The sequence below is a fragment of the Allobosea sp. R86505 genome, from assembly GCF_042466375.1.
Lineage (GTDB): Bacteria > Pseudomonadota > Alphaproteobacteria > Rhizobiales > Beijerinckiaceae > Allobosea.
Genome location: NZ_JAXHPY010000001.1, coordinates 3,799,626 through 3,821,176, shown reverse-complemented (window position 1 = coordinate 3,821,176; position 21,551 = coordinate 3,799,626). Strand labels below are relative to the sequence as shown.

General features: G+C 68.3%; 25 protein-coding genes. 17 read left to right on the top strand and 8 right to left on the bottom strand.

Annotated elements, in window-relative coordinates; all coding sequences use genetic code 11:
* Positions 1 to 17: 17 nt before the first annotated feature.
* Positions 18 to 353 carry a hypothetical protein gene (locus tag SJY11_RS18375; protein WP_376988188.1) on the bottom strand — a complete coding sequence of 112 codons (336 nt, stop codon included), beginning with the start codon at positions 351 to 353 and terminating at the stop codon, positions 18 to 20.
* 322 nt (positions 354 to 675) lie between these two features.
* On the opposite strand from SJY11_RS18375, the gene cysS reads away from it, so the two are divergent.
* The 5 genes from cysS to cimA all read left to right on the top strand — a co-directional run bounded on the left by cysS (position 676) and on the right by cimA (position 5,305).
* On the top strand, positions 676 to 2,214 hold the full coding sequence (gene cysS, locus SJY11_RS18370; protein ID WP_376988187.1) for a cysteine--tRNA ligase: 1,539 nt from the start codon (positions 676 to 678) through the stop codon (positions 2,212 to 2,214).
* Complete coding sequence (locus SJY11_RS18365) at positions 2,211 to 2,594, top strand: nucleotidyltransferase domain-containing protein (protein ID WP_376988186.1); 384 nt, start codon at positions 2,211 to 2,213, stop codon at positions 2,592 to 2,594. Before cysS ends, SJY11_RS18365 begins: the two co-directional genes overlap by 4 nt.
* Complete coding sequence (locus SJY11_RS18360; RefSeq protein WP_376988185.1) at positions 2,591 to 2,983, top strand: HEPN domain-containing protein; 393 nt, start codon at positions 2,591 to 2,593, stop codon at positions 2,981 to 2,983. The genes SJY11_RS18365 and SJY11_RS18360 overlap by 4 nt, the downstream gene beginning before the upstream one ends.
* Positions 2,980 to 3,603: a hypothetical protein gene (locus SJY11_RS18355; RefSeq protein ID WP_376988184.1), complete on the top strand. Its 624-nt coding sequence runs from the start codon at positions 2,980 to 2,982 to the stop codon at positions 3,601 to 3,603. The genes SJY11_RS18360 and SJY11_RS18355 overlap by 4 nt, the downstream gene beginning before the upstream one ends.
* 103 nt (positions 3,604 to 3,706) lie before the next feature.
* Entirely contained in the window at positions 3,707 to 5,305 is a 1,599-nt protein-coding gene (gene cimA / locus SJY11_RS18350) for a citramalate synthase (protein ID WP_376988183.1), read from the top strand.
* 146 nt (positions 5,306 to 5,451) lie between these two features.
* Here the strand turns inward: cimA and SJY11_RS18345 are convergent, their stop codons facing one another.
* The gene (locus SJY11_RS18345) at positions 5,452 to 5,799 is read right to left on the bottom strand and encodes a hypothetical protein (RefSeq protein WP_376988182.1); all 348 of its coding nucleotides are present in this window, start codon (positions 5,797 to 5,799) and stop codon (positions 5,452 to 5,454) included.
* A gap of 158 nt (positions 5,800 to 5,957) precedes the next feature.
* Here SJY11_RS18345 and SJY11_RS18340 point away from each other — a divergent pair, with 158 nt between their 5' ends.
* Entirely contained in the window at positions 5,958 to 7,871 is a 1,914-nt protein-coding gene (locus tag SJY11_RS18340; RefSeq protein ID WP_376988181.1) for an ABCB family ABC transporter ATP-binding protein/permease, read from the top strand.
* Positions 7,872 to 7,959: 88 nt separating this feature from the next.
* Positions 7,960 to 8,448 carry a hypothetical protein gene (locus SJY11_RS18335; RefSeq protein WP_376988180.1) on the top strand — a complete coding sequence of 163 codons (489 nt, stop codon included), beginning with the start codon at positions 7,960 to 7,962 and terminating at the stop codon, positions 8,446 to 8,448.
* A gap of 6 nt (positions 8,449 to 8,454) precedes the next feature.
* Here SJY11_RS18335 and SJY11_RS18330 read toward each other — a convergent pair whose 3' ends face one another.
* Positions 8,455 to 9,822 carry a cytochrome P450 gene (locus SJY11_RS18330; RefSeq protein WP_376988179.1) on the bottom strand — a complete coding sequence of 456 codons (1,368 nt, stop codon included), beginning with the start codon at positions 9,820 to 9,822 and terminating at the stop codon, positions 8,455 to 8,457.
* A gap of 63 nt (positions 9,823 to 9,885) precedes the next feature.
* Here SJY11_RS18330 and SJY11_RS18325 point away from each other — a divergent pair, with 63 nt between their 5' ends.
* Together SJY11_RS18325 and SJY11_RS18320 are read left to right on the top strand one after the other, a co-directional pair.
* Entirely contained in the window at positions 9,886 to 10,698 is an 813-nt protein-coding gene (locus tag SJY11_RS18325; RefSeq protein ID WP_376989369.1) for a phosphatidylserine decarboxylase, read from the top strand.
* 162 nt (positions 10,699 to 10,860) lie between these two features.
* Positions 10,861 to 11,706: a CDP-alcohol phosphatidyltransferase family protein gene (locus tag SJY11_RS18320; protein ID WP_376988178.1), complete on the top strand. Its 846-nt coding sequence runs from the start codon at positions 10,861 to 10,863 to the stop codon at positions 11,704 to 11,706.
* A 51-nt stretch (positions 11,707 to 11,757) separates the two neighbouring features.
* Here the strand turns inward: SJY11_RS18320 and SJY11_RS18315 are convergent, their stop codons facing one another.
* Entirely contained in the window at positions 11,758 to 12,141 is a 384-nt protein-coding gene (locus SJY11_RS18315) for a hypothetical protein (RefSeq protein WP_376988177.1), read from the bottom strand.
* Positions 12,142 to 12,490: 349 nt separating this feature from the next.
* Here SJY11_RS18315 and SJY11_RS18310 point away from each other — a divergent pair, with 349 nt between their 5' ends.
* The gene (locus SJY11_RS18310) at positions 12,491 to 13,099 is read left to right on the top strand and encodes a Maf-like protein (protein WP_326906613.1); all 609 of its coding nucleotides are present in this window, start codon (positions 12,491 to 12,493) and stop codon (positions 13,097 to 13,099) included.
* Between the two features lie 36 nt (positions 13,100 to 13,135).
* On the opposite strand, the gene SJY11_RS18305 is transcribed toward SJY11_RS18310, so the two are convergent.
* Positions 13,136 to 13,630 (bottom strand): DUF427 domain-containing protein, encoded by a 495-nt coding sequence (locus tag SJY11_RS18305; RefSeq protein WP_376988176.1) that lies wholly within the window; start codon positions 13,628 to 13,630, stop codon positions 13,136 to 13,138.
* Positions 13,631 to 13,662: 32 nt separating this feature from the next.
* A complete protein-coding gene (locus SJY11_RS18300; RefSeq protein ID WP_376989368.1) occupies positions 13,663 to 14,634 on the bottom strand; it encodes an NAD(P)H-binding protein in 972 nt (323 codons plus the stop codon).
* Positions 14,635 to 14,920: 286 nt separating this feature from the next.
* Here SJY11_RS18300 and SJY11_RS18295 point away from each other — a divergent pair, with 286 nt between their 5' ends.
* The 4 genes from SJY11_RS18295 (at position 14,921) to SJY11_RS18280 (ending at position 16,813) form a co-directional block, all read left to right on the top strand.
* Complete coding sequence (locus SJY11_RS18295) at positions 14,921 to 15,742, top strand: SDR family NAD(P)-dependent oxidoreductase (RefSeq protein WP_376988175.1); 822 nt, start codon at positions 14,921 to 14,923, stop codon at positions 15,740 to 15,742.
* Positions 15,735 to 15,968, top strand: a complete 234-nt coding sequence (gene yacG / locus SJY11_RS18290) for a DNA gyrase inhibitor YacG (RefSeq protein ID WP_376988174.1) — start codon at positions 15,735 to 15,737, stop codon at positions 15,966 to 15,968. The genes SJY11_RS18295 and yacG overlap by 8 nt, the downstream gene beginning before the upstream one ends.
* Positions 15,969 to 16,095: 127 nt before the next feature.
* On the top strand, positions 16,096 to 16,521 hold the full coding sequence (locus SJY11_RS18285) for a hypothetical protein (protein WP_376988173.1): 426 nt from the start codon (positions 16,096 to 16,098) through the stop codon (positions 16,519 to 16,521).
* A 7-nt stretch (positions 16,522 to 16,528) separates the two neighbouring features.
* Positions 16,529 to 16,813 carry a hypothetical protein gene (locus SJY11_RS18280; protein ID WP_376988172.1) on the top strand — a complete coding sequence of 95 codons (285 nt, stop codon included), beginning with the start codon at positions 16,529 to 16,531 and terminating at the stop codon, positions 16,811 to 16,813.
* 6 nt (positions 16,814 to 16,819) lie between these two features.
* On the opposite strand, the gene SJY11_RS18275 is transcribed toward SJY11_RS18280, so the two are convergent.
* Together SJY11_RS18275 and SJY11_RS18270 are read right to left on the bottom strand one after the other, a co-directional pair.
* Positions 16,820 to 17,731 (bottom strand): arsenate reductase/protein-tyrosine-phosphatase family protein, encoded by a 912-nt coding sequence (locus tag SJY11_RS18275; protein ID WP_376988171.1) that lies wholly within the window; start codon positions 17,729 to 17,731, stop codon positions 16,820 to 16,822.
* A complete protein-coding gene (locus SJY11_RS18270; RefSeq protein WP_376988170.1) occupies positions 17,728 to 18,276 on the bottom strand; it encodes an arsenate reductase/protein-tyrosine-phosphatase family protein in 549 nt (182 codons plus the stop codon). The genes SJY11_RS18275 and SJY11_RS18270 overlap by 4 nt, the downstream gene beginning before the upstream one ends.
* Positions 18,277 to 18,409: 133 nt before the next feature.
* On the opposite strand from SJY11_RS18270, the gene SJY11_RS18265 reads away from it, so the two are divergent.
* The 3 genes from SJY11_RS18265 (at position 18,410) to SJY11_RS18255 (ending at position 21,508) form a co-directional block, all read left to right on the top strand.
* Positions 18,410 to 19,453 (top strand): ArsJ-associated glyceraldehyde-3-phosphate dehydrogenase, encoded by a 1,044-nt coding sequence (locus SJY11_RS18265; protein WP_376988169.1) that lies wholly within the window; start codon positions 18,410 to 18,412, stop codon positions 19,451 to 19,453.
* 4 nt (positions 19,454 to 19,457) lie between these two features.
* Entirely contained in the window at positions 19,458 to 20,708 is a 1,251-nt protein-coding gene (gene arsJ / locus SJY11_RS18260) for an organoarsenical effux MFS transporter ArsJ (protein ID WP_376988168.1), read from the top strand.
* 116 nt (positions 20,709 to 20,824) lie between these two features.
* Positions 20,825 to 21,508, top strand: a complete 684-nt coding sequence (locus tag SJY11_RS18255) for a L,D-transpeptidase (RefSeq protein ID WP_376988167.1) — start codon at positions 20,825 to 20,827, stop codon at positions 21,506 to 21,508.
* The last annotated feature ends 43 nt before the right edge of the window (positions 21,509 to 21,551 follow it).

Here is a 21,551-nt window from a genome sequence, read left to right as displayed (position 1 = left end):
AGGCCGGCTCACAGGCCTCAGCCCCCGCAGGTGATGACCAGCGGCTGATTGGGCACTGCGGCGGGTGTGGCTTTCGTCTTCGACAGCGAGCCGGTGAAGTCTTCGCGCGAGGCGAGGCCGAAGGCGCTCGCGCGGGCGTAGCCCTGTGACTCGCACCAGGCGTCGGCGACGATCTTGCCGCATTCCGACTTGCTGGAGATGCAGTCGGCGACGCCGTAGCCGTCTCCGGCCGGGATCAGGAAGGTGCGCTGCTCGCTGGGCGCCGCGTTGGTGCGCGTCGTCGGCAGCACGGACAGGGAAAGCCCGGCTCCGATGATCCCGAACAGGCCGACCAGGGCAACGGCGCGACGCATGGATGTGGTTCCTCGTTCGGACGACGGGCGCTCAACCCTCGACTCAAGAGGATGGTTCCGATCGGTTAAGAATTGAATAAAATGGCCCGCATCTGGCATGGCTGCGGCAAAAGCGGGGCGCCCTCTTGACGGAAAGCGCGCGCGAAGGCAAGCCTATCGGGATGACGCGGGCCTTCAACCCTATTTGCATGATTTGCCGCTAGCTTTCGCTGGCCGGCTGCTCACGTCCTCATCCTGAAACGGTAAAGACAGACAGCGCCCCGGCCAGCGGCCAGGATCGCCCACCGTCACGCTTTCGCCGTTCGCCAGGATCAAGACCCCGATGCCGACCCTCAGGCTCTACAACACGCTGACCCGGACGAAGGAGGACTTCGTCCCCGTCGATCCCGATAATGTCCGCATGTATGTCTGCGGGCCGACGGTCTATGACTACGCCCATATCGGCAATGCCCGCCCGGTCATCGTCTTCGACGTGCTCTACCGGCTGCTGCGGCATCTCTACGGGGCCGATCACGTCACCTATGCCCGCAACCTCACCGACGTCGACGACAAGATCAACGCGCGCGCCGCCCGCGATTTCCCCGGCCTGCCGCTGAACGAAGCGATCGCGAAGGTCACGGAAGCGACGACGGCGCAGTTCCATGCCGACATCGCCGCGCTCGGCTGCCTGCCGCCGGACGAGGAGCCCCGCGCCACCGACCATATCGGGCAGATGCAGGCGATCATCCACCGCCTGATCGCGCGCGGCGTGGCCTATGTGGCGGAAGAGCATGTGCTGTTCCATGTCCCGGCCGTGGCGCATCTGCGCGCCGCGCCGAAATACGGTGCGCTGGCCCGCCGTCCGCTCGACGAGATGATCGCCGGCGCGCGGGTCGACGTCGCTCCGTACAAGCGCGACCCGATGGATTTCGTGCTCTGGAAGCCGAGCCGCGACGGCATCGATCCCGGCTGGCTCTGGCCGAACGGCGCGCCGGACGGCATCACCCGGCCCGGCCGCCCGGGCTGGCACATCGAATGCTCGGCCATGTCGATGGCAAAGCTGCTGGAGCCCTTCGGCGGCGGCCTCTCCTGCGACGATCCTGCGAGGAACGTCTTCGACATCCATGGCGGCGGCATCGACCTCGTCTTCCCCCACCACGAGAACGAGATCGCCCAGAGCTGCTGCGCCTTCGGCGGCGCGGACGGCAGCGGCCGCATGGCGAATTACTGGATGCACAACGGCTTCCTGCAGGTCGAAGGCGAGAAGATGTCGAAGTCGCTCGGCAACTTCGTCACGATCAACGAACTGCTGGAGACGGAAAAGTTCGGCGGGCGGAAATGGCCGGGCGAAGTGCTGCGCCTGGCTATGTTGAAGACGCATTACCGCCAGCCGATCGACTGGACGGTGAAGGCGCTGGAGGAGGCGGAGAATACACTACGCAGCTGGGAGCCGCTCGTTCGTACCATCTCAAACCACCCAACCGAGGCTCCGCGCAATGTCAGCGAGGACATGGTGGAGGCTCTGCTTGACGACCTGAACACTGCCAAAGGCATGGCTGCGCTTCATTCACTGGCCCGAGCCGCGAGAAACGGGGATGGTGAGGCGGCATCGTCCCTTGCTGCGACGGCAGATTTTCTTGGTTTGCGAAGGCATGCCTGGGACGCTGCCGAGCAAGCTCTGACGTTCAAAACTGCGACTGACGACGCCTTTGACGCGAAGATCGAAGCGCTGATCGAAGCCCGCCTTGCCGCCCGCTTGGCCAAGGACTTCAAGCGCTCCGACGAAATCCGCGACGAGCTCGCCGCGATGGGCATCGCCCTCAAGGACGGCAAGGACCCCGCCACCGGCGAGCCGACCACGATCTGGGAGGTGAAGCGATGAGCGCCGTTGCCGACTTGCTGTCGCCTCCGAGCCTCGCGGCCGTGGCCGAGGCTCTCAACGCCTATGCGCGCCTCGTCGCGGCAACCTATGGCGACCGCCTGGTTGGCTTGTATCTGTTCGGCAGCCGTGCTCGCGGCGACCACCATGCCGGCAGCGACGCGGATGTTGCCGTGATCCTGCACCGCTTCGAGGGCTCGGCGCTCGACGAGAAGATGCGGCTGGTCGATCTTGGCTTCGACGCGTTGACTGACGCAGGGCTGATGATCCAGCCTTGGCCTTTCACTGAGGATGAGTGGAGCGCGCAGGAGGCACGTGGCCGCTTTGCCGGCCTGCTTGCCGCAGCACGGCGGGATGCCAAGCCGCTTGAAGGCGCGCTATGAGACCGCATCTCGAAAAGGCGCGGCAGTCCTTGCGGTCGGCCGGCCTGCTCCTGCAGGCGGCAGACTTCGATGGCGCGGTGAATCGTGCCTACTATGCCTGCTACGATGCAGCGCGGGCGGTTCTGGAGACGATCGCACATCTGGATACCCGCGAGGTCAAGACGCATGCCGGCCTCATTCGCCTGTTCAATCTCAAGATCGTGAAGCCGGGATTGATGCCGCTGGCCATTGGCCGATTGATCGGCCGCGAGGAGCAGTTGCGGCTGTTCGCGGACTACGGAGACGGCGTCCAGGAGCGCGCCGAGGCAGAGTTGGCTGTCGTTCAGGCCACCGATTTCGTTACGGCATGCGCTGATCTCATCGAACGCGATGGTGGAGGAACGCCATGATGTCGCCCGCCTCGCGCGAGCCCATCGTCATCGCGGACGCCGGCCCCATCCTGCGGCTGGCGGCGGCGGGGCTGTTGCCCATGCTGGCGCGCCTGAACCGCCGCATCGTGCTGGTGGACCGCGTCGAGGACGAGCTCGTCGGCGATGCGGCCAAGCCCTACGCCGTCGAGATTGCCGCCTGGATCGCGGCCGAGGGGGATGCGCTGCTGCGCGTCCAGACGATCATCGGCGAGGGCATCGCTGCGCTGAAGGGCCGCGCCCGCACGCCCGACGAGGAGGCGCGTCTCAAATCCGGCCTGCGCAACTCCGGCGAACTGGCGCTCCGCGAATTCGTCGATCTCTGGCGGCCCGACAGCCTCGCCTCGGCGGTGGTGCTTTATGAGGACCGCAAGGTGCCAAACCTCTTCCTGGAGGTCGACTATCCAGTCACGCTGATGACGACCCGCGCCTTCGTGCGGACGGTCGCGTCCTGGGGGATCAATCTCGACGCGCCCGCCGCGCTGGAGGCGGTCGCCGCGCTCTACGACCTGAAGCCCGCCATGATCGGCGAAATCGATCCGCAAACGCCCGTCGATCTGCGACGGCTACCTGTCCTTCAGCAAGAAAAAGAAAACCCATGACCCCGAAAATCCGCCCCGCCGGCTCGCTCTCCGTCGCCATCAAGCTCGTCATGCTCGCCATGGTTGTGCCGCGCGTGCTGCGCTTCAAGCTGCGGCGCAAGCCGTGACCGCCCAGCGCATCCATCTGTTCGACACGACGCTGCGCGACGGCGCGCAGACGACCGGCGTCGACTTCTCGCTCGACGACAAGCGCGCCGTGGCGGGCCTGCTCGACCGGCTCGGCATCGACTATGTCGAGGGCGGCTATCCCGGCGCCAACCCGCTCGACACCGCTTTCTTCGCGGCAAAGCCGACGAAACACGCCAAATTCGCCGCCTTCGGCATGACCAAGCGGGCCGGGCGCTCGGCCGCGAACGACCCCGGCATCGCCGCGCTGCTCGAGGCGAAGGCGGATGCCATCGTCTTCGTCGCCAAGAGCTGGGACTACCATGTCCATGTCGCGCTCGAGATCCCGCTCGAGGACAACCTGGCCGGCATCCGCGAAAGCGTCGAGGCGGCGAAGGCCGCCGGCCGCGAGGTCATGCTCGACTGCGAGCACTTTTTCGACGGCTACAAGGCCAATCCCGATTACGCGCTCGCCTGCGCCCGCACGGCCTTTGAAGCCGGTGCGCGCTGGGTCGTGCTCTGCGACACCAATGGCGGCACGCTGCCTGACGAGATCGGCGCGATCGTCGCCGCGGTGGCGAAAATCGTGCCGGGCGATCATCTCGGCATCCACGCCCATGACGATTGCGGCTGCGCCGTCGCCAATTCGCTCGCCGCCATCGACGCCGGCGCGCGCCAGATCCAGGGCACGCTCAACGGGCTGGGCGAGCGCTGCGGCAACGCCAATCTGGTGACGCTGATCGGCGCGCTGAAGCTGAAGGAGCGCTATCGCGAGCGCTTCGCCATCGGCGTCGACGAGAAGCAGCTCGGCGAGCTCAGCCAGGTCTCGCGCACCCTCGACGAGATGCTGAACCGCGCGCCCAACCGGCATGCGCCCTTCGTCGGCGCCTCGGCCTTCGCCACCAAGGCCGGCATCCACGCCTCGGCGGTGCTGAAGGACCCGCGCACCTATGAGCATGTCCCGCCGGAAGCGGTCGGCAACCGCCGCAAGGTGCTGATCTCGGACCAGGGCGGCAAGTCCAACCTCGTCGCCGAGCTGGAGCGCATCGGCGTCACGCTCGGCCGCGACGATCCCCGGCTCGGCCGCGTGCTGGAAGAGGTGAAGGAGAAGGAGGCGCAGGGCTACGCTTTCGAGGGCGCCGACGCGTCGTTTTATCTGCTCGCCAGGCGGATCATGGGCGAGGTTCCGGCCTATTTCGAGGTCGAGCGCTTCAAGGTGAATGTCGAGCGCCGCTACAATGCGCTCGGCGATCTCGTCACCTTCTCGGAGGCGATCGTGAAGGTGAAGGTCGGCGACGAGGTGCTGATCTCGGCCGCCGAGGGTGCGGCCGGCCCGGTCAACGCGCTCGACGTCGCGCTGCGCAAGGATCTCGGCCGCTACCAGTCGCTGATCTCAGGGCTTCGCCTCGTCGACTACAAGGTCCGCATCTTCCAGGGCGGCACGGACGCCGTCACCCGCGTCCTGATCGAGTCGGCCGACGAGACCGGCGAGCGCTGGACCACGGTGGGCGTCAGCGCCAACATCATCGACGCGTCCTTCCAGGCGCTGGTCGACTCGATCACCTACAAGCTGATGCGATCCGGCGCGACGGGGTAGAAAAGGCATCCTATCCACGCTGTCATCCTGGGCGGCCGGAGGACGACCGGGATCCATCATAGATGCTGTCCAGCCCGATGATGGATCCCGGCCTGCGCCGCTGCGCGGCTGGTCCAGGATGACGGGGAGGGTGGGGCAGCCCCCCCTCACTCCGTCAGGCGGATGACCCTGTCCTTGCAGAGATTCATGTCCTCGGCGTCGGTCTCGACGGCGTCGTCGAAGCGGGCGAGCAAGAAATAGCTGCAGCCGGCCGGCTTGTTCAGCTTCACGGCGATGCTCTTGCCCGGCGCCAGCGGCTTGGCGATCTTGCCGACGAGGCGGGGCTGGTCGCCGCCGGTGGCGATCTCGAACAGCGTCAGCGGCACGGAGCGCATGTTGGTGACGGTGATCTGGGCCGGCGGCTTGGCGTTCTGGGCGAAAGCCGGCAACGAAGCAGGCAGAAGGCCGGCGGACATCGCGAGCAGACCCGCGAGGACAAGTCGGTGGATCGTCATGGTGTCGTTTCCCCGATGACGCGCTGGCAGCGCTGGCTAATCTGACACCCGGCTTTCGACCGAAGCAAGGCGGGCCGGTGGAAGGTTGTTCTGCAGACCCCCATGCATTCGCAGGCGTTTGCCCCTATACCGGCCTCCCAACCTGGAATCGTCCCAAGATGTCACCGCCTGCCGCGCCCCCTCCGGCGAAGACCTTCGCACGCTCCGCCGTGCTCCAGCCGGGCTCGGGCTTCGTGGAAACCTTCCGCGCGCTCTGGCCCTATCTCTGGCCGGCCGACCGCGCCGATCTGCGCCGCCGCGTCGTGCTCGCCTTCGCCTTGCTGGTGCTCGGCCGCGTCGTGCTGATGGGCGTGCCCTTCACCTTCAAATGGGCGACGGATGCGCTCGCCGCGACGCCGTCCACGCTCGGCGCCTGGCTGCCCTGGCTCGTCGGCGCGCCGCTGGCGCTGACGGTGCTCTACGGGCTGGCGCGGGTCGGCTCGGCCGCCTTCATCCAGGCGCGCGATGCGCTGTTTGCCCCGGTCTTCATGCATGCGGTGCGGACGCTCGCGCTGCAGACCTTCGGCCACCTGCACCATCTTTCGCTACGCTTCCATCTCGAGCGCAAGACCGGCGGGCTGACCCGTGTTCTGGAGCGCGGCCGCAACGGCATCGAGGAAATGGTCCGGCTCGGCCTCAACCAGCTCGTTCCGGTGACGATCGAGCTCGTTTTGATCACCGCCGTGCTGCTGACGATCTTCAACTGGCTCTATGTCGTCGTGCTCGTCGTGATGGTGACCACCTACATGGCCTACACCATCAAGGCGACGGAGTGGCGCATCGCCATCCGCACCCAGATGAACGAATCCGACACCGATGCCAATTCGAAGGCGATCGACTCGCTCTTGAACTACGAGACGGTGAAGTATTTCGGCGCGGAGGCCCGTGAGACCGCCCGCTACGATCTCTCGATGGCGCGCTATGAGCGCAACTCGATCAAGGCCTACACCTCGCTCGCCTGGCTGAACTTCGGCCAGGCCGCGATCTTCGCCACGGGCCTGACGATCTCGATGGTGATGGCGGTGCAGGGCTTCCGGGCTGGCACGCTGACCGTCGGCGATTTCGTGCTGATCAACGCCATGCTGATCCAACTCTACCAGCCGCTGAATTTCATGGGCACCGTCTATCGCGAGATCAAGCAGGCGACGCTCGACATCGAGCAGATGTTCTCCCTCATCGGGAAGGACCCGGAGATCCAGGACAAGCCGGGCGCCAAGCCGCTCGTCGTCCCCGCCGGCGAGGTCACCTTCGAGGATGTGCACTTCGCCTATATCCCCGAGCGGCCGATCCTGAAGGGCATCTCCTTCACCGTGCCGGCGGGCAAGACCATTGCGATCGTCGGCCCGTCCGGCGCCGGCAAGTCGACGATCTCGCGCCTGCTGTTCCGTTTCTACGAGCCGCAACAGGGGCGCATCCTGATCGACGGCCAGCCCATCGCCGACGTCCAGCAGGTATCCTTGCGCGCCGCCATCGGCATGGTCCCGCAGGATACGGTGCTGTTCAACGACACGATCCGTTACAACATCGAATATGGCCGCCCCGATGCGACGGAGGCCGAGATCGAGGAGGCCGCGCGCCTCGCCCAGATCGACCGCTTCATCAAGTCGCTGCCCGATGGCTACGCCACCTCGGTCGGCGAGCGCGGGCTGAAGCTATCGGGCGGCGAGAAGCAGCGCGTCGCCATCGCCCGCACCATCCTGAAGGGCCCGCCCGTGCTGGTGCTGGACGAGGCGACATCGGCGCTCGATTCCTTCACCGAGAAGGAAATCCAGGACGCCCTCGATCTCGTCAGCCGCGGCCGCACCACGCTGGTCATCGCCCACCGGCTCTCCACCGTGATCAATGCCGACGAGATCATCGTGCTCGACAAGGGGTTGATCGCCGAGCGCGGCAGCCATGCCACGCTGCTGGCGGCCGAGGGCATCTACGCCTCGCTCTGGAACCGCCAGCGACAGGTCGACGAAGCCAAGGCGACGCTCCAGCGCGCCAGCGCCGAGGAAGAGCCGAGCGTGCGGGTTTCTCTGGCGCCCTGACGGCGGCGGGGTCATGCCGCTGGCCCCGGCGGCGCGCTTCCTGCATCCTGCCGGTGCCGACGCAGGCTCCATCCGACGAGGCGACGCGATGTTCAATCCCCTGAGTTTCGTCGGCTTCCACACCTGGCTCAGCCTCATCGCCATCGTCGCCGGGGTCCCGGTCGCGGTGGGGTTGCTCAGGGGCCATGTCAGCCCGCGCTGGACGGGCGTCTTCCTCTCCACGGCCTTTGCCACCAGCGCCACCGGGTTCGGCTTCCCCTTCAGCGGTGTGCTGCCCTCCCACATCATCGGGGCGGTCGCGTTGGCGCTGGTCGTCGTCGCAGGGTTTGCGCTCTATGCCCGGATGCTGATCGGCCCCTGGCGCGGCATCTACGCGGTCACGGCGATGCTGAGCTTCTATCTGCTGCTCTTCGTGCTGGTCGCGCAGGCCTTCCAGAAGGTGCCGGCGCTGCGGGCGCTGGCGCCCGCCGGATCCGTGCCGCCCTTCGCGCTCGTCGAGGGCGTGCTGCTCGCGGTCTTCGTCGGTCTGACCTGGCTGGCGGCCCGGCGCTTCACAACGTACCGCCCCGTCGCGTGAGCGGCCTCAGCCGCGCGCGGTTGCGCGCATCCGCAGCGGCTGCTTCGGCCGCAGCGTGATCTTGAGCGTCGGCTCGGGGGCCTGGCCGGGCATCGGCTCGAGCCGCAGCGCCGGCAGCAGCACGGCCAGGATCGCGACCGCCTCCATCGTCGCAAAGGCGCTGCCGATGCAGATCCGCGGCCCCGCGCCGAAGGGCAGATAGGCGTAGCGGTGGCGTCCGCGCCCGGCATCGCCGAGGAAGCGCGAGGGGTCGAACTGCTCGGGCCGGTCCCAGAGCTTCTCGTGACGGTGCATCGCCTGGATCGGGACATAGAGCACCATGCCCGGTTTCAACGCGACGCCGCCCAGCGTGAAGGGTTCCTCGACTTCGCGCGTGATCACGGGAGCAGGGGGATAGAGCCGCATCGCCTCCTGAAACACCGCCTTGGTCAGCGGCAGCGAAGCGATATGGCGCGGCAACAGCGGGCCCCCTTCCGTGACGGCCGCGATCTCGTCGAGCAGCTTCGCTTCCCAGTCGCGGTTCTGCGCCAGCAGGTGGAAGGTCCAGGCCAGGCCGAGCGCCGTCGTCTCATGGCCGGCGGTGACGAAGGTCAGCAAATTGTCGACGATCTCCTCGTCGCTCATCGCCCGGCCGGTCTCGGGGTCGGCGCTCGCCAGGAGCATGTCGAGCAGGTCGCCGTTCTCCGGCGGCTCGGCTCGGCGCTGCGCCACCAGCGCCCTCAGATTCTCGCGCAGATACACGACGGAGGCGCGCGCCTTCGCCCGGCCCGGATAGGGCAGCCAGCCCGGCAGACCGAACAGGTGGTAGATGAACATGTAGTTCGACGGTTCGAGATAATCCGAGATCGCCTGCTCGACCTTGCCGACATCCAGCGCCTGCGCGCCCGAGAGCATCGTCTCGATGATGATGTCGAAGGTGGTGCGCATCATCTCGTGGCCGATGTCGAGCGGCGCGGAGGCCGCCTGCCAGCGCCCGCGCGTCGCCTGCGCCGCCTCGATCATCGCCGGCAGGAAGCCGAGAAGCTTCTCGTGCTGGAAGCCCGAGGCCACGGCCTGTCGCTGCCAGCGCCAATGGCCCCCGTCGGCGGTCAGCAGCCCCTCGCCGATGGCAGGCCCGAGCACCTTGCGGATGAGGTCCCCCTTGCCGAGCCTGCCGGCCTGGCGGGTCAGCGCCTCCTGGATCAGAGCGGGGTCGCAGACATAAAGGCTCGTCCGCCCGCCCGTCTTCGCCAGCACCAGCCGCTCGCGATAGACCTCCGGGGGGATCGCCTGCAGCGGGTTGCGCAGCAGCGAGGCGATGACGGAGAGCGCCGGGCGGCTGCTCTCCACCAGGCCGTCCGGCACCGTCGCGGCGAGGGCATCGAGTGTGGTCAAGGCAGCGCTCCTGTTCGGCCCGGAAGGTGGTCGGCGAATGGGGCGCGGCGATGACGCTCTTCCCTGCGCGGCCCGAACCCCCTAAACAGCGCCCAGACTGGCGGTCCTTCTCCGCCGCAGACCACATCGGGAGGCGCGACGGCCGCGCGCTCCGCATCACGGAATTCAAAACCCATGTCGCTCGTCGATTCCGTCCGCAAGGTGATCGTGCCCATCCACAAGGAGGGTTACGTCTTCATCGCGATAGCGCTCGTCGCGACGATCGTGCTCGCCAATCTCTGGTCGCCCTTCGGCTGGATCGGCGCGATCATCACGCTCTGGATCTGCTATTTCTTCCGCGATCCGATCCGCATCACGCCGCAGCGCGAGGGGCTGGTGATCTCGCCGGCCGATGGCCGCGTGAGCCAGGTCGCCTCGGCCCTGCCGCCGCCGGAACTCAACCTCCCGGCCGAGCCGATGACGCGGATCTCGATCTTCATGAACGTCTTCGACTGCCATGTGAACCGCGCCCCCGTGCCGGGCCGCATCGTCAAGATGGCCTATACGCCCGGCCTCTTCCTCAACGCCGAACTCGACAAGGCGAGCGATGACAATGAGCGCAACGCGCTCGCGATCGAGACCGCCCATGGCATCGTCGGCGTCGTCCAGATCGCCGGGCTGATCGCCCGTCGCATCGTGCCCTTCGTCAAGGAAGGCGAGGTCATCGGCACCGGCGAGCGCTTCGGCTTGATCCGCTTCGGCTCGCGCGTCGACGTCTATCTCCCGCTCGGCGTCGTGCCGCTGGTCGGCGAGGGCCAGACCGCCTTCGCCGGCGAGACGGTGCTGGCCGACTTCGCCGGCAGCGAGCCGGCGCCGCGCAGCTTCCGGGGGATTTGACGACGGGGCGCGTCATTCTCGGGCTTGCCCCGAGAATCTCCGGCCGAAAGGGTGTAGGTGCCTCCTGCTGCACGAGATGCTCGGGTCAAGCCCGAGCATGACGGTGTCCTGACCAAAAGCCCCGCCTAGCCTCCGCTCCCAAAACCGCGTATCCCGGCTGGCATGAGCGATCTGTTTCCTCCCTTCGAGCCCGAGCGCGTCGAATCGAAGCGCGCCCGCTTCAAGCCGATCCCGTTCCGGCTGATCGCGCCCAACGTCATCACCCTGCTGGCGCTCTGCCTCGGGCTGACGGCGATGCGACTCGTCGTCGAGGGCAAGCTCGAGACGGCGACGATCTGCATCCTCATCGCCGCGGCGCTGGACGGCGTCGACGGCCGCCTTGCCCGGATGCTCAAGGGCACGTCGCGCTTCGGCGCCGAGCTCGATTCGCTCTCGGATTTCGTCAATTTCGGCGTCGCCACCGGCTATGTGCTCTGGATCTTCGTCCTGCACGATCTGAAGTCCTTCGGCTGGATCATCGTGCTGACGCTGGCCTGCGCCATGGCGCTGCGTCTGGCGCGCTTCAACGTCATGATCGACGATCCCGACCGCCCCGAATGGCAGAAGAACTTCTTCGTCGGGATGCCGGCCCCGGCCGGCGCGATCACCGCCATGCTGCCGCTCTACCTGCATTTCATCGGCGTGCCCGTGCAGGATTACGGCGCGGTGCCGGTCGGGCTCTACATCCTCTTCATCGCCTTCCTGACGATTTCGCGCATCCCCTGCTATGCCGGCAAGACGCTCGGCACGCGCATCCCGCGCGACAAGGTGCTGCCGATCTTCGTCGCGGTCGTGGTCGTGGCGGGGCTGCTCTTCGCCTACCCGTTCGAGATGCTGGCGCTGGTGGTGATCGCCTACCTCGCCCTGATCCCGCTGAGCGCCGCCCGATACCGCAAGCTCGATCGCGAGCATGCTGCGGCAGGGGCGGCCGCTGCCGTCGCCGCCGAGCCGCCCGTGACGAGCGTCTGACACGCTCTTTCAGAAGGCGGGTCGTCCCGGGTTGCGCGGTCTAGGGACCGGTCAGCGCTTGCGGCCCGTCAGCCGCGCCGCATTGGCGCGGGTGCGCTTGGAGAACGGCTCCAGCGTCGAATGGGCTAACTTGGCGGCTTCTTCGGCGAAATCGACCGCCGCCAGCGGGTTGAGCGCGACCCCCCACCAGAACATCACGGCAGCCTGGCTGGCGGCGAAACCGCTTTCCATCACCGCCGACATCTTCTCGCTGACGGCACTGGCCGCCTCGCGCTGGCCGTGGCTGTCGCCGAGCGCACCGCGCAGCAGGATCGGCATGCGCATCGCGATCGTCATTCCGGCATCGGCCTGCAGCGTCGCCATACGGGCGGCGAGCGCCCGCGCCTGGCCCCCCGCGGCAATCGCGGGACGCGGCTTCCTGCTCGATGAGGCCATGGGACAAGGCTCCGGATGGGGATGGGGCGACGCAGTGCCGAAAGGCGCATCAGGCCAGATGACGAGGTCGCCCCCATGATGGGCGCAATTAGGCCGTTCGCGGTCTTGCGTGCAACGCAGCATGGCGCTGTTGGTTGCACGAATGATGCGCATGGTGAATGGCTCTCTGCAAAACTGCGCTGATGCATGCGTTAAAAGCAAGGCCAGATTTGGCGGTCGGGCCCTTATTTGTCCGGTAGGGAAAATGCTCTAGAGCCTGTTGACAGGCGCGGCGCCCCGCCCGCGCCGCAATCGGTTCGGTCCGCCCTTGAGCTTCTTTTCCTCTCCCAAACATCCCGGTTGGCGCCCGATGCTGGTCCTGGCCTCGGCCTCGCCGCGTCGGCTCGCTTTGCTCGAGCAGGTCGGCCTCAAGCCGGACGCGCTGCTGCCGGCCGATCTCGACGAGACTCCGCTGAAGGGCGAGCGCCCGCGCGACCTCTCCAGGCGCCTCGCCCGCGAGAAGGCCCAGGCCGCCCGCATCGGGGCCGCCGCGCGGCCCGACCTCGAAGGCTGCTACATCGTCGCCGCCGACACCGTCGTCGCGGTCGGTCGCCGCATCCTGCCCAAGGCCGAGATCGTCGACGAGGCGGCCGCCTGCCTGCGCCTGCTGTCCGGCCGGGCCCACCGGGTCTACACCTCGGTCGCGCTGGTGACGCCGAACGGCGCGATCCGCGAGCGCGTCGTGGAGACGCGGCTGCGCTTCAAGCGGCTCTCGACCGAGGACATCGAGACCTATCTCGCCTCGGGCGAATGGCGCGGCAAGGCCGGCGGCTATGCCATCCAGGGGATCGCCGGTTCCTTCGTCGTCAAGCTCGTCGGCTCCTACAGCGCCGTCGTCGGCCTGCCCCTGCACGAGACCGTCAATCTGCTGGGCGGCGAGGGCTTCCCGGTCCGCTTCGGCTGGATGAACGTGGTTTAGCGGCGTTCCCGGTTCCGCGGCGTCCGCGATCCGGCGTCACCAGAACCGGCTGCCGGGAATTCCCTTGAAGGGGCCGGCGACATGCGACGTGATCCAGCCGCCATAGAACCCGCCGGGCTGGGGCGTGACCGGCGCGCCATCGACCAGGCATTCGTCGAAAGGGGCGGCATAGAACGCCACGAAACCGGCCAGCAGCCGAAAGGCCGGCATCGGCGAGGGATAGAGCCAGCCGACCTGGCGGAGTGTCTCGCCGCCGATCTCCAGATCGACATAAGACGCCTGGCCCTTCCATTCGCAGATCGAGCGATGCGGGGACGGCCGCAGCCGCGCATCCTTCAGGCTGTCGGGCGGTAGATAATAGCTCGGCGGGTGGCTGGTCTCGATGACGCGGACGGCCTGCGTCGTGTCGACGAGCGTCGCGCCGCGATGGCGGATGACGATGCGCCGGGCGCAGGGTTCGGCGCGGGCCGGGCGCGGAAACGACCAGACGCTCTCCTGTCCCTCCCCGACAGGCTCGGGAACGATGGGCATGGGGTTGTCTCCTCGTCGGGGGCGATGTCGGATCAGAACACCGCGTGGTCGCCCCGCTCGGGCGCGGCGGCGCCGCCCAGCACGGCGCGATAGAAGTCGAACAGGGTTTCCGTCCCGGTCGAGGGCGTCGCCGTCGCATCGTAGCGGCCGGTCGCCGGGTCCAGCACCAGCATGGATTCGGTGGCGTAGTAGCGGCCGATCCGCGCGAGTTCCGCCTTGGCCGCCAGCGACGGCACCACGGCGCCGCCGAGGCTCAGGCCCGTGATGATCGCATCGAGCAGCGCGACGGGAACCTGGCGAAACCGGGTCGGGCGGCCGAGCAGCGCAAACAGCGCCTCGCCCTGCTGGCGCGGCGTGATCGCCTCGCCCGGCCCCCCGATCGGCAGGACGCGGTTCCACCGGCTCTCCTCCTCGAGGCAGCCTGCGATGAAGTCCGCGAGGTCCCCGTCGCTGATCGGCTTGCAGGCGGTCAGGGTTCCGTCGCCGAAGAGCAGGAAGGGCTTGCCCGCGCGGACGCGCTCGATCTGCCCCGAGAGCGACTTGAAGAAGGCGGTGGGCCGGACGATCGAATAGCGCAGCCCGGAGCCGATCAGCGCCGCCTCGAAGGCGAGCTTCGCCTGCTGGAAGGCGAGCAGCGGCTTCTGCACGCAGATGGCGGACAGCAGCACGAAATGGCCGACGCCGGCCTGCCTGGCGGCTTCGAGCACGGTCAGATGCGTGCGGTGGTCGACGGCCCAGGCGTCGGCCGGCGCGCCCGTGCGCGACGCCATGCACGACACCACCGCATCGAACGGCTCCCCCGCGAACCCGTCGCGGGCCAGTGCGACAGGATCGGACACATCCACCACGCGGACGGTCACGCCCTCCGGGAGGCCGGCGATCGCGGACCCCGGCCGTGCGGCAGCGCCGTTCGCATGGGGCCGCACGAGGCAGACGACGTCATGGCCACGCCGCAGCAGGGCGTCGGCGGTCGCACGACCGATCGTGCCGGTCGCCCCGAGCAGGCCGATCCGCTGGCGGGTCGTCCGGGTCGGTGCATCCGGCTGCGCCGTTGCGGCAGGCAGGTCCATGGGCGCGGAATCCGGCGCTGCGCTGTCGATACCCGTCAAAGGCCCTCCACCGCCGAGGACTCGGCCAACGCGCTTCCGGGAGGATCAGAGCGCCTGCCGCCGCCCCTGACAAGAGCGCCGAGGTCGGCCGTCCGCCTTGCGCCTGAGCGCAGAACCCCCGATCCTGCCCGCCGCGAACGCAGCCGGCCTCACAAGGGCTGCGCGCCAGGGAGGACTACGCATGTCGGGACGTCTCAGGGGCAAGGTCGCGATCGTGGCTGGGGCCGGGTCGATCGGGCCCGGCTGGGGCAATGGCAAGGCCACCGCCACAGTCTTCGCCCGCGAGGGCGCCAGGGTCATCTGCGCCGACATCAACCGCGACGCGGCGGAGGAGACTGCCGCCATCATCCAGAACGAGGGCGGCCAGGCCTTCGCGGTCGAGACCGACGTAACCAACTCGGATGCCATGGCCGATCTCGTCGGCCGCACGCTCGGCCGCTATGGCCGCATCGACATCCTCGACAACAATGTCGGCATCGCCGAGGTCGGCGGCGTCGTCGAACTGTCCGAGGAGGTCTGGGACCGCGTCTTCAAGGTCAACCTCACCGGCGCCTTCCTGGCGATGAAGCATGTCATCCCGGTGATGCAGCGCCAGTTCGAGGAGAGCGGGGAGGGCGGCTCGATCATCAACATCTCGTCGATCGCCTCGATCCGCTACACCGGCGTGCCCTATGCCAGCTATTCCGCCACCAAGGCGGCGCTGAACCAGCTCACCCGCACCACCGCCGTGCAATACGCCCCGCAGAAGATCCGCGTGAACGCGATCCTGCCCGGCCTGATGAAGACGCCGATGGTCGAGCACTCCGCCGGCCTCGCCCAGGCCTATGGCGAGGGCGACGTCGAGGCGATGTGGGCGGCGCGTGACGCGCAGGTCCCGATGGGCCATATGGGCGAGGCTTGGGACGTCGCCTACGCCGCTCTGTTCCTGGCGAGCGACGAGGCGCGCTATGTCACCGGCCTCGAAATGGTCGTCGATGGAGGGATCACGCTCAAATATGGCTGACAACGAGAACACCCCGCCGGCGACCGAACCGCCCCCAGTGAAGCCGCTCAAGCCCTGCGCCGTCTGCGGCAAGCCGGCGCAGCCCCGCTACAAGCCCTTCTGTTCGGCGCGTTGCGCCGATATCGATCTCGGTCGCTGGCTGAAGGGGAGCTATGTGATTCCCGGAGAGCCGGTCGATGAAGCCGAAACCGGCCTGCCGTCACAGGAACGTGACCCGGAAGCCTGATGGGTGCCGGCCGGCGGCCGATCTGCCGCGGCGCGTTTCAGCCGCCATTCATCCGGCGCCGGTTAGGGCAGACGCAACGGTCGATCGCGCGGTCACCGCGATGAGACGGCTGATGTCAGGAGATGGAATGATGATGTTCAAGCTCGCACGGGTGGTGATGGCTGGAGCGCTGCTGCTCGGCGCCTTGCCGGCCGGCGCCCAGGTCTATGATCCCTTCGCCAGCATCCGCCCGGGCCCGGGGCGCGAGGCACCGCCTCCGCCGCCTCCGTCGCAGCGCCAGTGGCAGCAGCAGGCCCAGCCCTACGATCGCGGCTACGACCGTGGCTATGATCGTCGCGATCGCGGCTATGATCGGGGTTACGATCGTGGCTATGACCGGGGCTACGACCGCGGCCCGCGCTATGGCGACGACCGGCCGCGCTATCGCGAAGGCGGCCGGGGCGGCAGCTTCTGCGTCACCTCGCGCGGCTCCTGCTCGGGGCCGCCGGCCCCGCGGGGCGCGCCCTGCCGTTGCGACATCGATGGGCTGACCAAGCGCGGCGTCATCCAGTAGCCGCGCCATGGCCTATGCCGACGAACTCGACGCGGTGGTCGCGGCCGAGCAGGGCCTGCGCCGGCGGATCGCCGAGCGCATCGCCCTGGAGCAGGGCGCGAGCGACGAGGGGCTGCTCTCGCCGCAGCATCTCGCCGCGGCGGACGCCGCGATCGAGAACTGGGCCGAGGTGGGCGAGGAGGAACTCGACCCGCAGGCCTTCCGGCCGCTGACGCCGATTCAGGTTCTGCTGGCCGAGCACCGGGCGGTGTGCGACCGCATCCTCGACATCCGCGACCGTCGGCTGGGCTGATCCGCCTCAGGCCGCCTGGTCGAGCGTCTTCGCCGTCGCGCCGTCCATCCGGCCGATGGCTGCGAGCACCGGTGCGAGCTCACGCAGCGACATTTGCTCGAAGGGCAGGTTGACGAAGGCCGACACCCGCGCCGCCAGGGCCCGGTAGCTCTGCAGGAAGGCGGCCCGCCGGGCCTCTTCCGGCCCGGTCGCGGCAGCCGGATCGTCGAGCCCCCAATGGACACGCAGCGGCACGCCGGGGAAGGCGGGGCAGGCGCTCTCGCTGGCGTCGTCGCAGACCGTGACGACCAGGTCGAGCGGCGGCTCGTCCGCCCCCAGGAACTCGTCCCAGGATTTCGACCGCATCCCCGAGACGTCGTAGCCGAGATCGGCGAGGAGACGCAGCGCCAGGGGATGCGGCGCCTCCTGCGGGCGCGAGCCGGCCGAAAACGCCTGGATCCGCCCGAGACCTTCGCGGTTGAGCACCGCCTCGGCCATGATCGAGCGGGCCGAATTGCCGGTGCAGACCACCAGGACGCGCAGCGGGTGCTCGCTCGCCACGGGGTCGCGTCGCGCCGGAAAGGCCGGCGCCGCATCCGCACAGGGCAGGGGGCCTTCGGTGCAGCAGGCCTCGGCCAGGAAGGCCTGCAGCGCATCGGCGCGCGCGGCCTGGGCGGCGAAGATGATGTGGCGGCCGTCGCGCCGCGACGCGAGCAGCCCGACCTGCTCGAGCGCGGCCAGATGCGCCGACAGCGTGTTGTGCGCGACCGCGAGCAGCCGGCCGATATCGCCGGCCGCCAGGCCATGCGGCCGGTAGCGCATCAGCAGCCGGAAGATCTCGAGCCGCGTCGGTTGCGCCAGCGCCCCCAGCAGGGCGACGGCGTCCATCGTGTCGAGCTTCGGCGGGAGCCGTCCTGCGTTGGGGCGTCTGGGCGTCAAGCGGCGTCTTCCCTCGGTGCTCCAGCGACGCCGGCGGGTTCGCGGCGGCCCGTATCCTTGCCGATCGCATCGAGCCGGTGCTGCAGCGCCATGCCCTGCAGGGTCGCCAGCGGCAGACTCGCGAAGATCGAGATGCGGTTGTTGAGCATGCGGTAGGCGTCGGCAAAGGCAAGCGCCTTCTGGACATCGTCGCCCTCGAAGGCGGCGGGGTCGGGCAGGGTCCACAGGGCGGTCATCGGATTGCCGGGCCAGGCTGGTGGCGCGGCGTTGGCGGCGGTCTCCGAGAGGGTGAAGACGAAATCGAGTTCGGGCGCTCCCGGCCTGGCGAAGTCGTCCCAGCTCTTGGGCGCCAGACCGGTGAGGTCGTGGTTCAGCGAGGTCAACAGCCGCACCACGAAGGGATTGATCTGCGGCCGGGGCTGCGATCCCGCGCTGAAGACGGTGAACTTCGCGCCGGGCAGCCGGCGCATGATCGACTCGGCCATGATCGAACGGGCGTGGTTGCCCTTGCAGACGAAGAGAACCTTGAGAGGGGACGTTTCCATGTCTTCATCTCGTTATGTCGGTGGATGACGACATGATCATTGCCGCACAATATGTCGGATTCAACCGACATATTGACATGTTCCCGTCATCCGGTTCATGGACCCTGAGGATCTGGCGCAGGGAGCAGGGATCATGCGGGTCGGCATCAACGGCATGGGGCGGATCGGGCGGCTGGCGCTGCGGGCGGCGCTGGGAGCGGCCGACCGGCAGGGCGACGATCCGCGCGCCGGCAACCGGCTCGATATCGTCCATCTCAACGAGTTGAAGGGCGGTGCGGCCGCGACCGCCCATCTGCTCGAATTCGACAGCATGCAGGGCCGCTGGCGCGGCGGCATCGCGAGCGCCGGGGAGGATGCGATCACGATCGGCGGGCGCAGCTTGAGCTTCTCGGCGGCGGGCGAGCCGGGCGAGATTCCCTGGGGCGATCTCGGCGTCGATGTCGTGCTCGAATGCACGGGCAAGTTCCTGACGCCTTCGACACTGGAGGGGCATCTGAAGCGCGGCGCCAAGCGCGTCATCGTCGCCGCCCCGGTGAAGGACGCCTCGGTCCTCAACGTCGTCGTCGGCGTCAACGAGCATCTCTACGATCCGGGCTCGCACCCGATCGTCACCGCCGCCTCCTGCACCACCAACTGCCTCGCCCCCGTGGTGAAGGTCGTGCACGAGAACCTGCGCATCCGGCACGGCCAGATCACCACGATCCATGACCCGACCAACACCAATGTCGTGGTCGATGCGCCCCACAAGGATCTGCGCCGCGCCCGCTCGGCGATGCTCTCGCTGCAGCCGACGACGACCGGCAGCGCCACCGCGATCGCGCTGATCTATCCCGAACTCAAGGGCAAGCTCGACGGTCACGCCGTGCGCGCGCCTGTCCTCAACGCCTCGCTGACCGACTGCGTCTTCGAACTGGAGCGGCCGACGACCGCTGCCGAGGTCAACGCGCTGTTCGAGGCGGCGGCGCGCGGACCGCTCGCCGGCATCCTCGGCTTCGAGCCGCGCCCGCTGGTCTCGATCGACTATCAGCGCGACACGCGCTCGGCCATCGTCGACGGCCTCTCGACGCTGGTCACCGACGGCACGATGCTGAAGGTCTACGCCTGGTACGACAACGAGATGGGCTATGCCTGCCGCATGGTCGATCTCGCCTGCCATCTCGAACAGGTCGGGATCTGATCGGGTGACGGCAGGAGCCCGCAACTACGCCATCGTCACCGCCGCCTATTGGGGTTTTACCCTGACCGACGGCGCGCTGCGCATGCTCGTGCTGCTGCATTTCTTCCGGCTCGGCTATTCGCCTTTCACCCTCGCCTTCCTGTTTCTGCTCTATGAGGCGGCCGGGATCGTCGCCAACCTGATCGGTGGCTGGCTCGCGGCGCGCTATGGCATCACCCGCATGCTCGCGGTGGGCCTGACGACGCAGATCGCCGGCTTCCTGCTGCTGTCGGGCCTGTCGCCGGACTGGACGGCCGCGGCCTCCGTCGCCTGGGTGGTGATGGCGCAAGGGATCTGCGGCGTCGCCAAGGACCTGACCAAGACGGCCTCGAAATCCGCGATCAAGGTCGCCGAGGCCGCGGCGCGCAGCGAAGACTCCGAGGGACGGCTGTTCCGCTGGGTCGCCTGGTTCACCGGCTCCAAGAACGCGATGAAGGGCGTCGGCTTCTTCCTCGGCGGGCTCCTGCTGGAGGCGCTGGGCTTCCGCGGCGCACTCTGGGCGATGGCGGCCATGCTGGCGCTGATCCTGTTCGGCGTACTGACCTCGCTCCCGGCGATGATGGGCAAGGCGAGGGCGAGCAAATCCGCCCGCGAACTCTTCGCCAAGAACCGCGCCGTCAACCTGCTGGCGCTGGCACGCGTCGCGCTGTTCGGGGCGCGCGACGTCTGGTTCGTCGTCGGCGTGCCGGTGTTTCTCTACGCCTCGGGCTGGACCTTCACGATGGTCGGCACCTTCCTGGCCCTCTGGACGATCGGCTATGGTCTGGTCCAGGCCGCGGCCCCCGCCGTCATCCGGCGCAGCGCCGACGGGCTCTCGTCGGAAGTGCCTGCCGCGCGGCTCTGGTCGCTGGCGCTGGCGGCCATCCCCTTCGGCCTCGCCGCGCTGCTGGCGGGCGGCTCCGGCCTGCGGCCCGATCTCGTGCTGGTCGTGGGCTTGAGCCTGTTCGGCTTCGCCTTCGCGGTCAATTCGTCGCTCCACTCCTATCTGATCCTGGCCTATGCCGGCTCGGAGAAGTCGGCCGAAGATGTCGGCTTCTATTATGCCGCCAACGCGCTCGGCCGCTTCCTCGGGACCCTGTTGTCGGGCCTGCTCTACCAGTGGGGCGGCCTCCAGGCCTGCCTGATCGGCTCGGGCCTGATGCTGGCGGCCTGTGTCGTCGCGACGGTTGCTCTGCCGCAGCGCGCCGAGGCCGTTTCGTCCGGGCGGAGCGCCTGAGCGCCGGCCGTCAGGCTTGCCAGGCTCCCGTTCAAGCGGCAAACTCTATATTGGGCAGGTTCAACAGGTCGCCGGGCCAGCTCGGTCGGGCGACGCGCAGTCGGGATTGTTGTGTGATGATCAAGCGTGATGAAGCGGCCCTGCGCGGCCTTCGGCTGGAGCGGCTCGACCGCCGCTCTTTCCTTGCCGGCTCCGCCGCCGGCCTCGGCGCGCTGGCGCTGGGCGGCTGCGTCACCCAGGACGGGATGAGCCTCGCCGAGGCGAAGAAGCTCTACGGGCCGGTCGAAGACAAGAAATTCCCGATTCCCGCCGCCGACGTCTCCAAGGTCGATCCGCAATACTGGCGCCGCACCGTGCGCTACGAGAGCAAGGAAGCGCCGGGCACGATCGTCGTCGATCCCGGCAACTATTATGTCTATCGCATCGAGGGCGACAACAGCGCCACGCGCTACGGCGCCAATGTCGGCCGCGACGGCTTCCGTTGGAGCGGCGATGCCTATGTCGGGCGCAAGTCGGAATGGCCGACCTGGACGCCGCCGCCGGAGATGATCAAGCGCCAGCCGGAAGCGGCGAAATATGCCCGCGGCATGCCGGGCGGCCTCGACAATCCGCTGGGCGCGCGCACCCTGCATCTCTACCAGAACGGCCGCTACACGCTCTACACGATCTACGCCTCGCTCGACGAGGAATCGATCGGCTCGGGCATCACCAGCGGCTGCGTCGGCCTTCTGACGCAGGACATGATCGACCTCTACGACCAGACCCCGGTGAAGACGAAGGTCGTCGTCCTGCCCGCCTGATCACGTCGAACGGGTTTAGCGCGCGGCCCCGACGCTGCCGGCG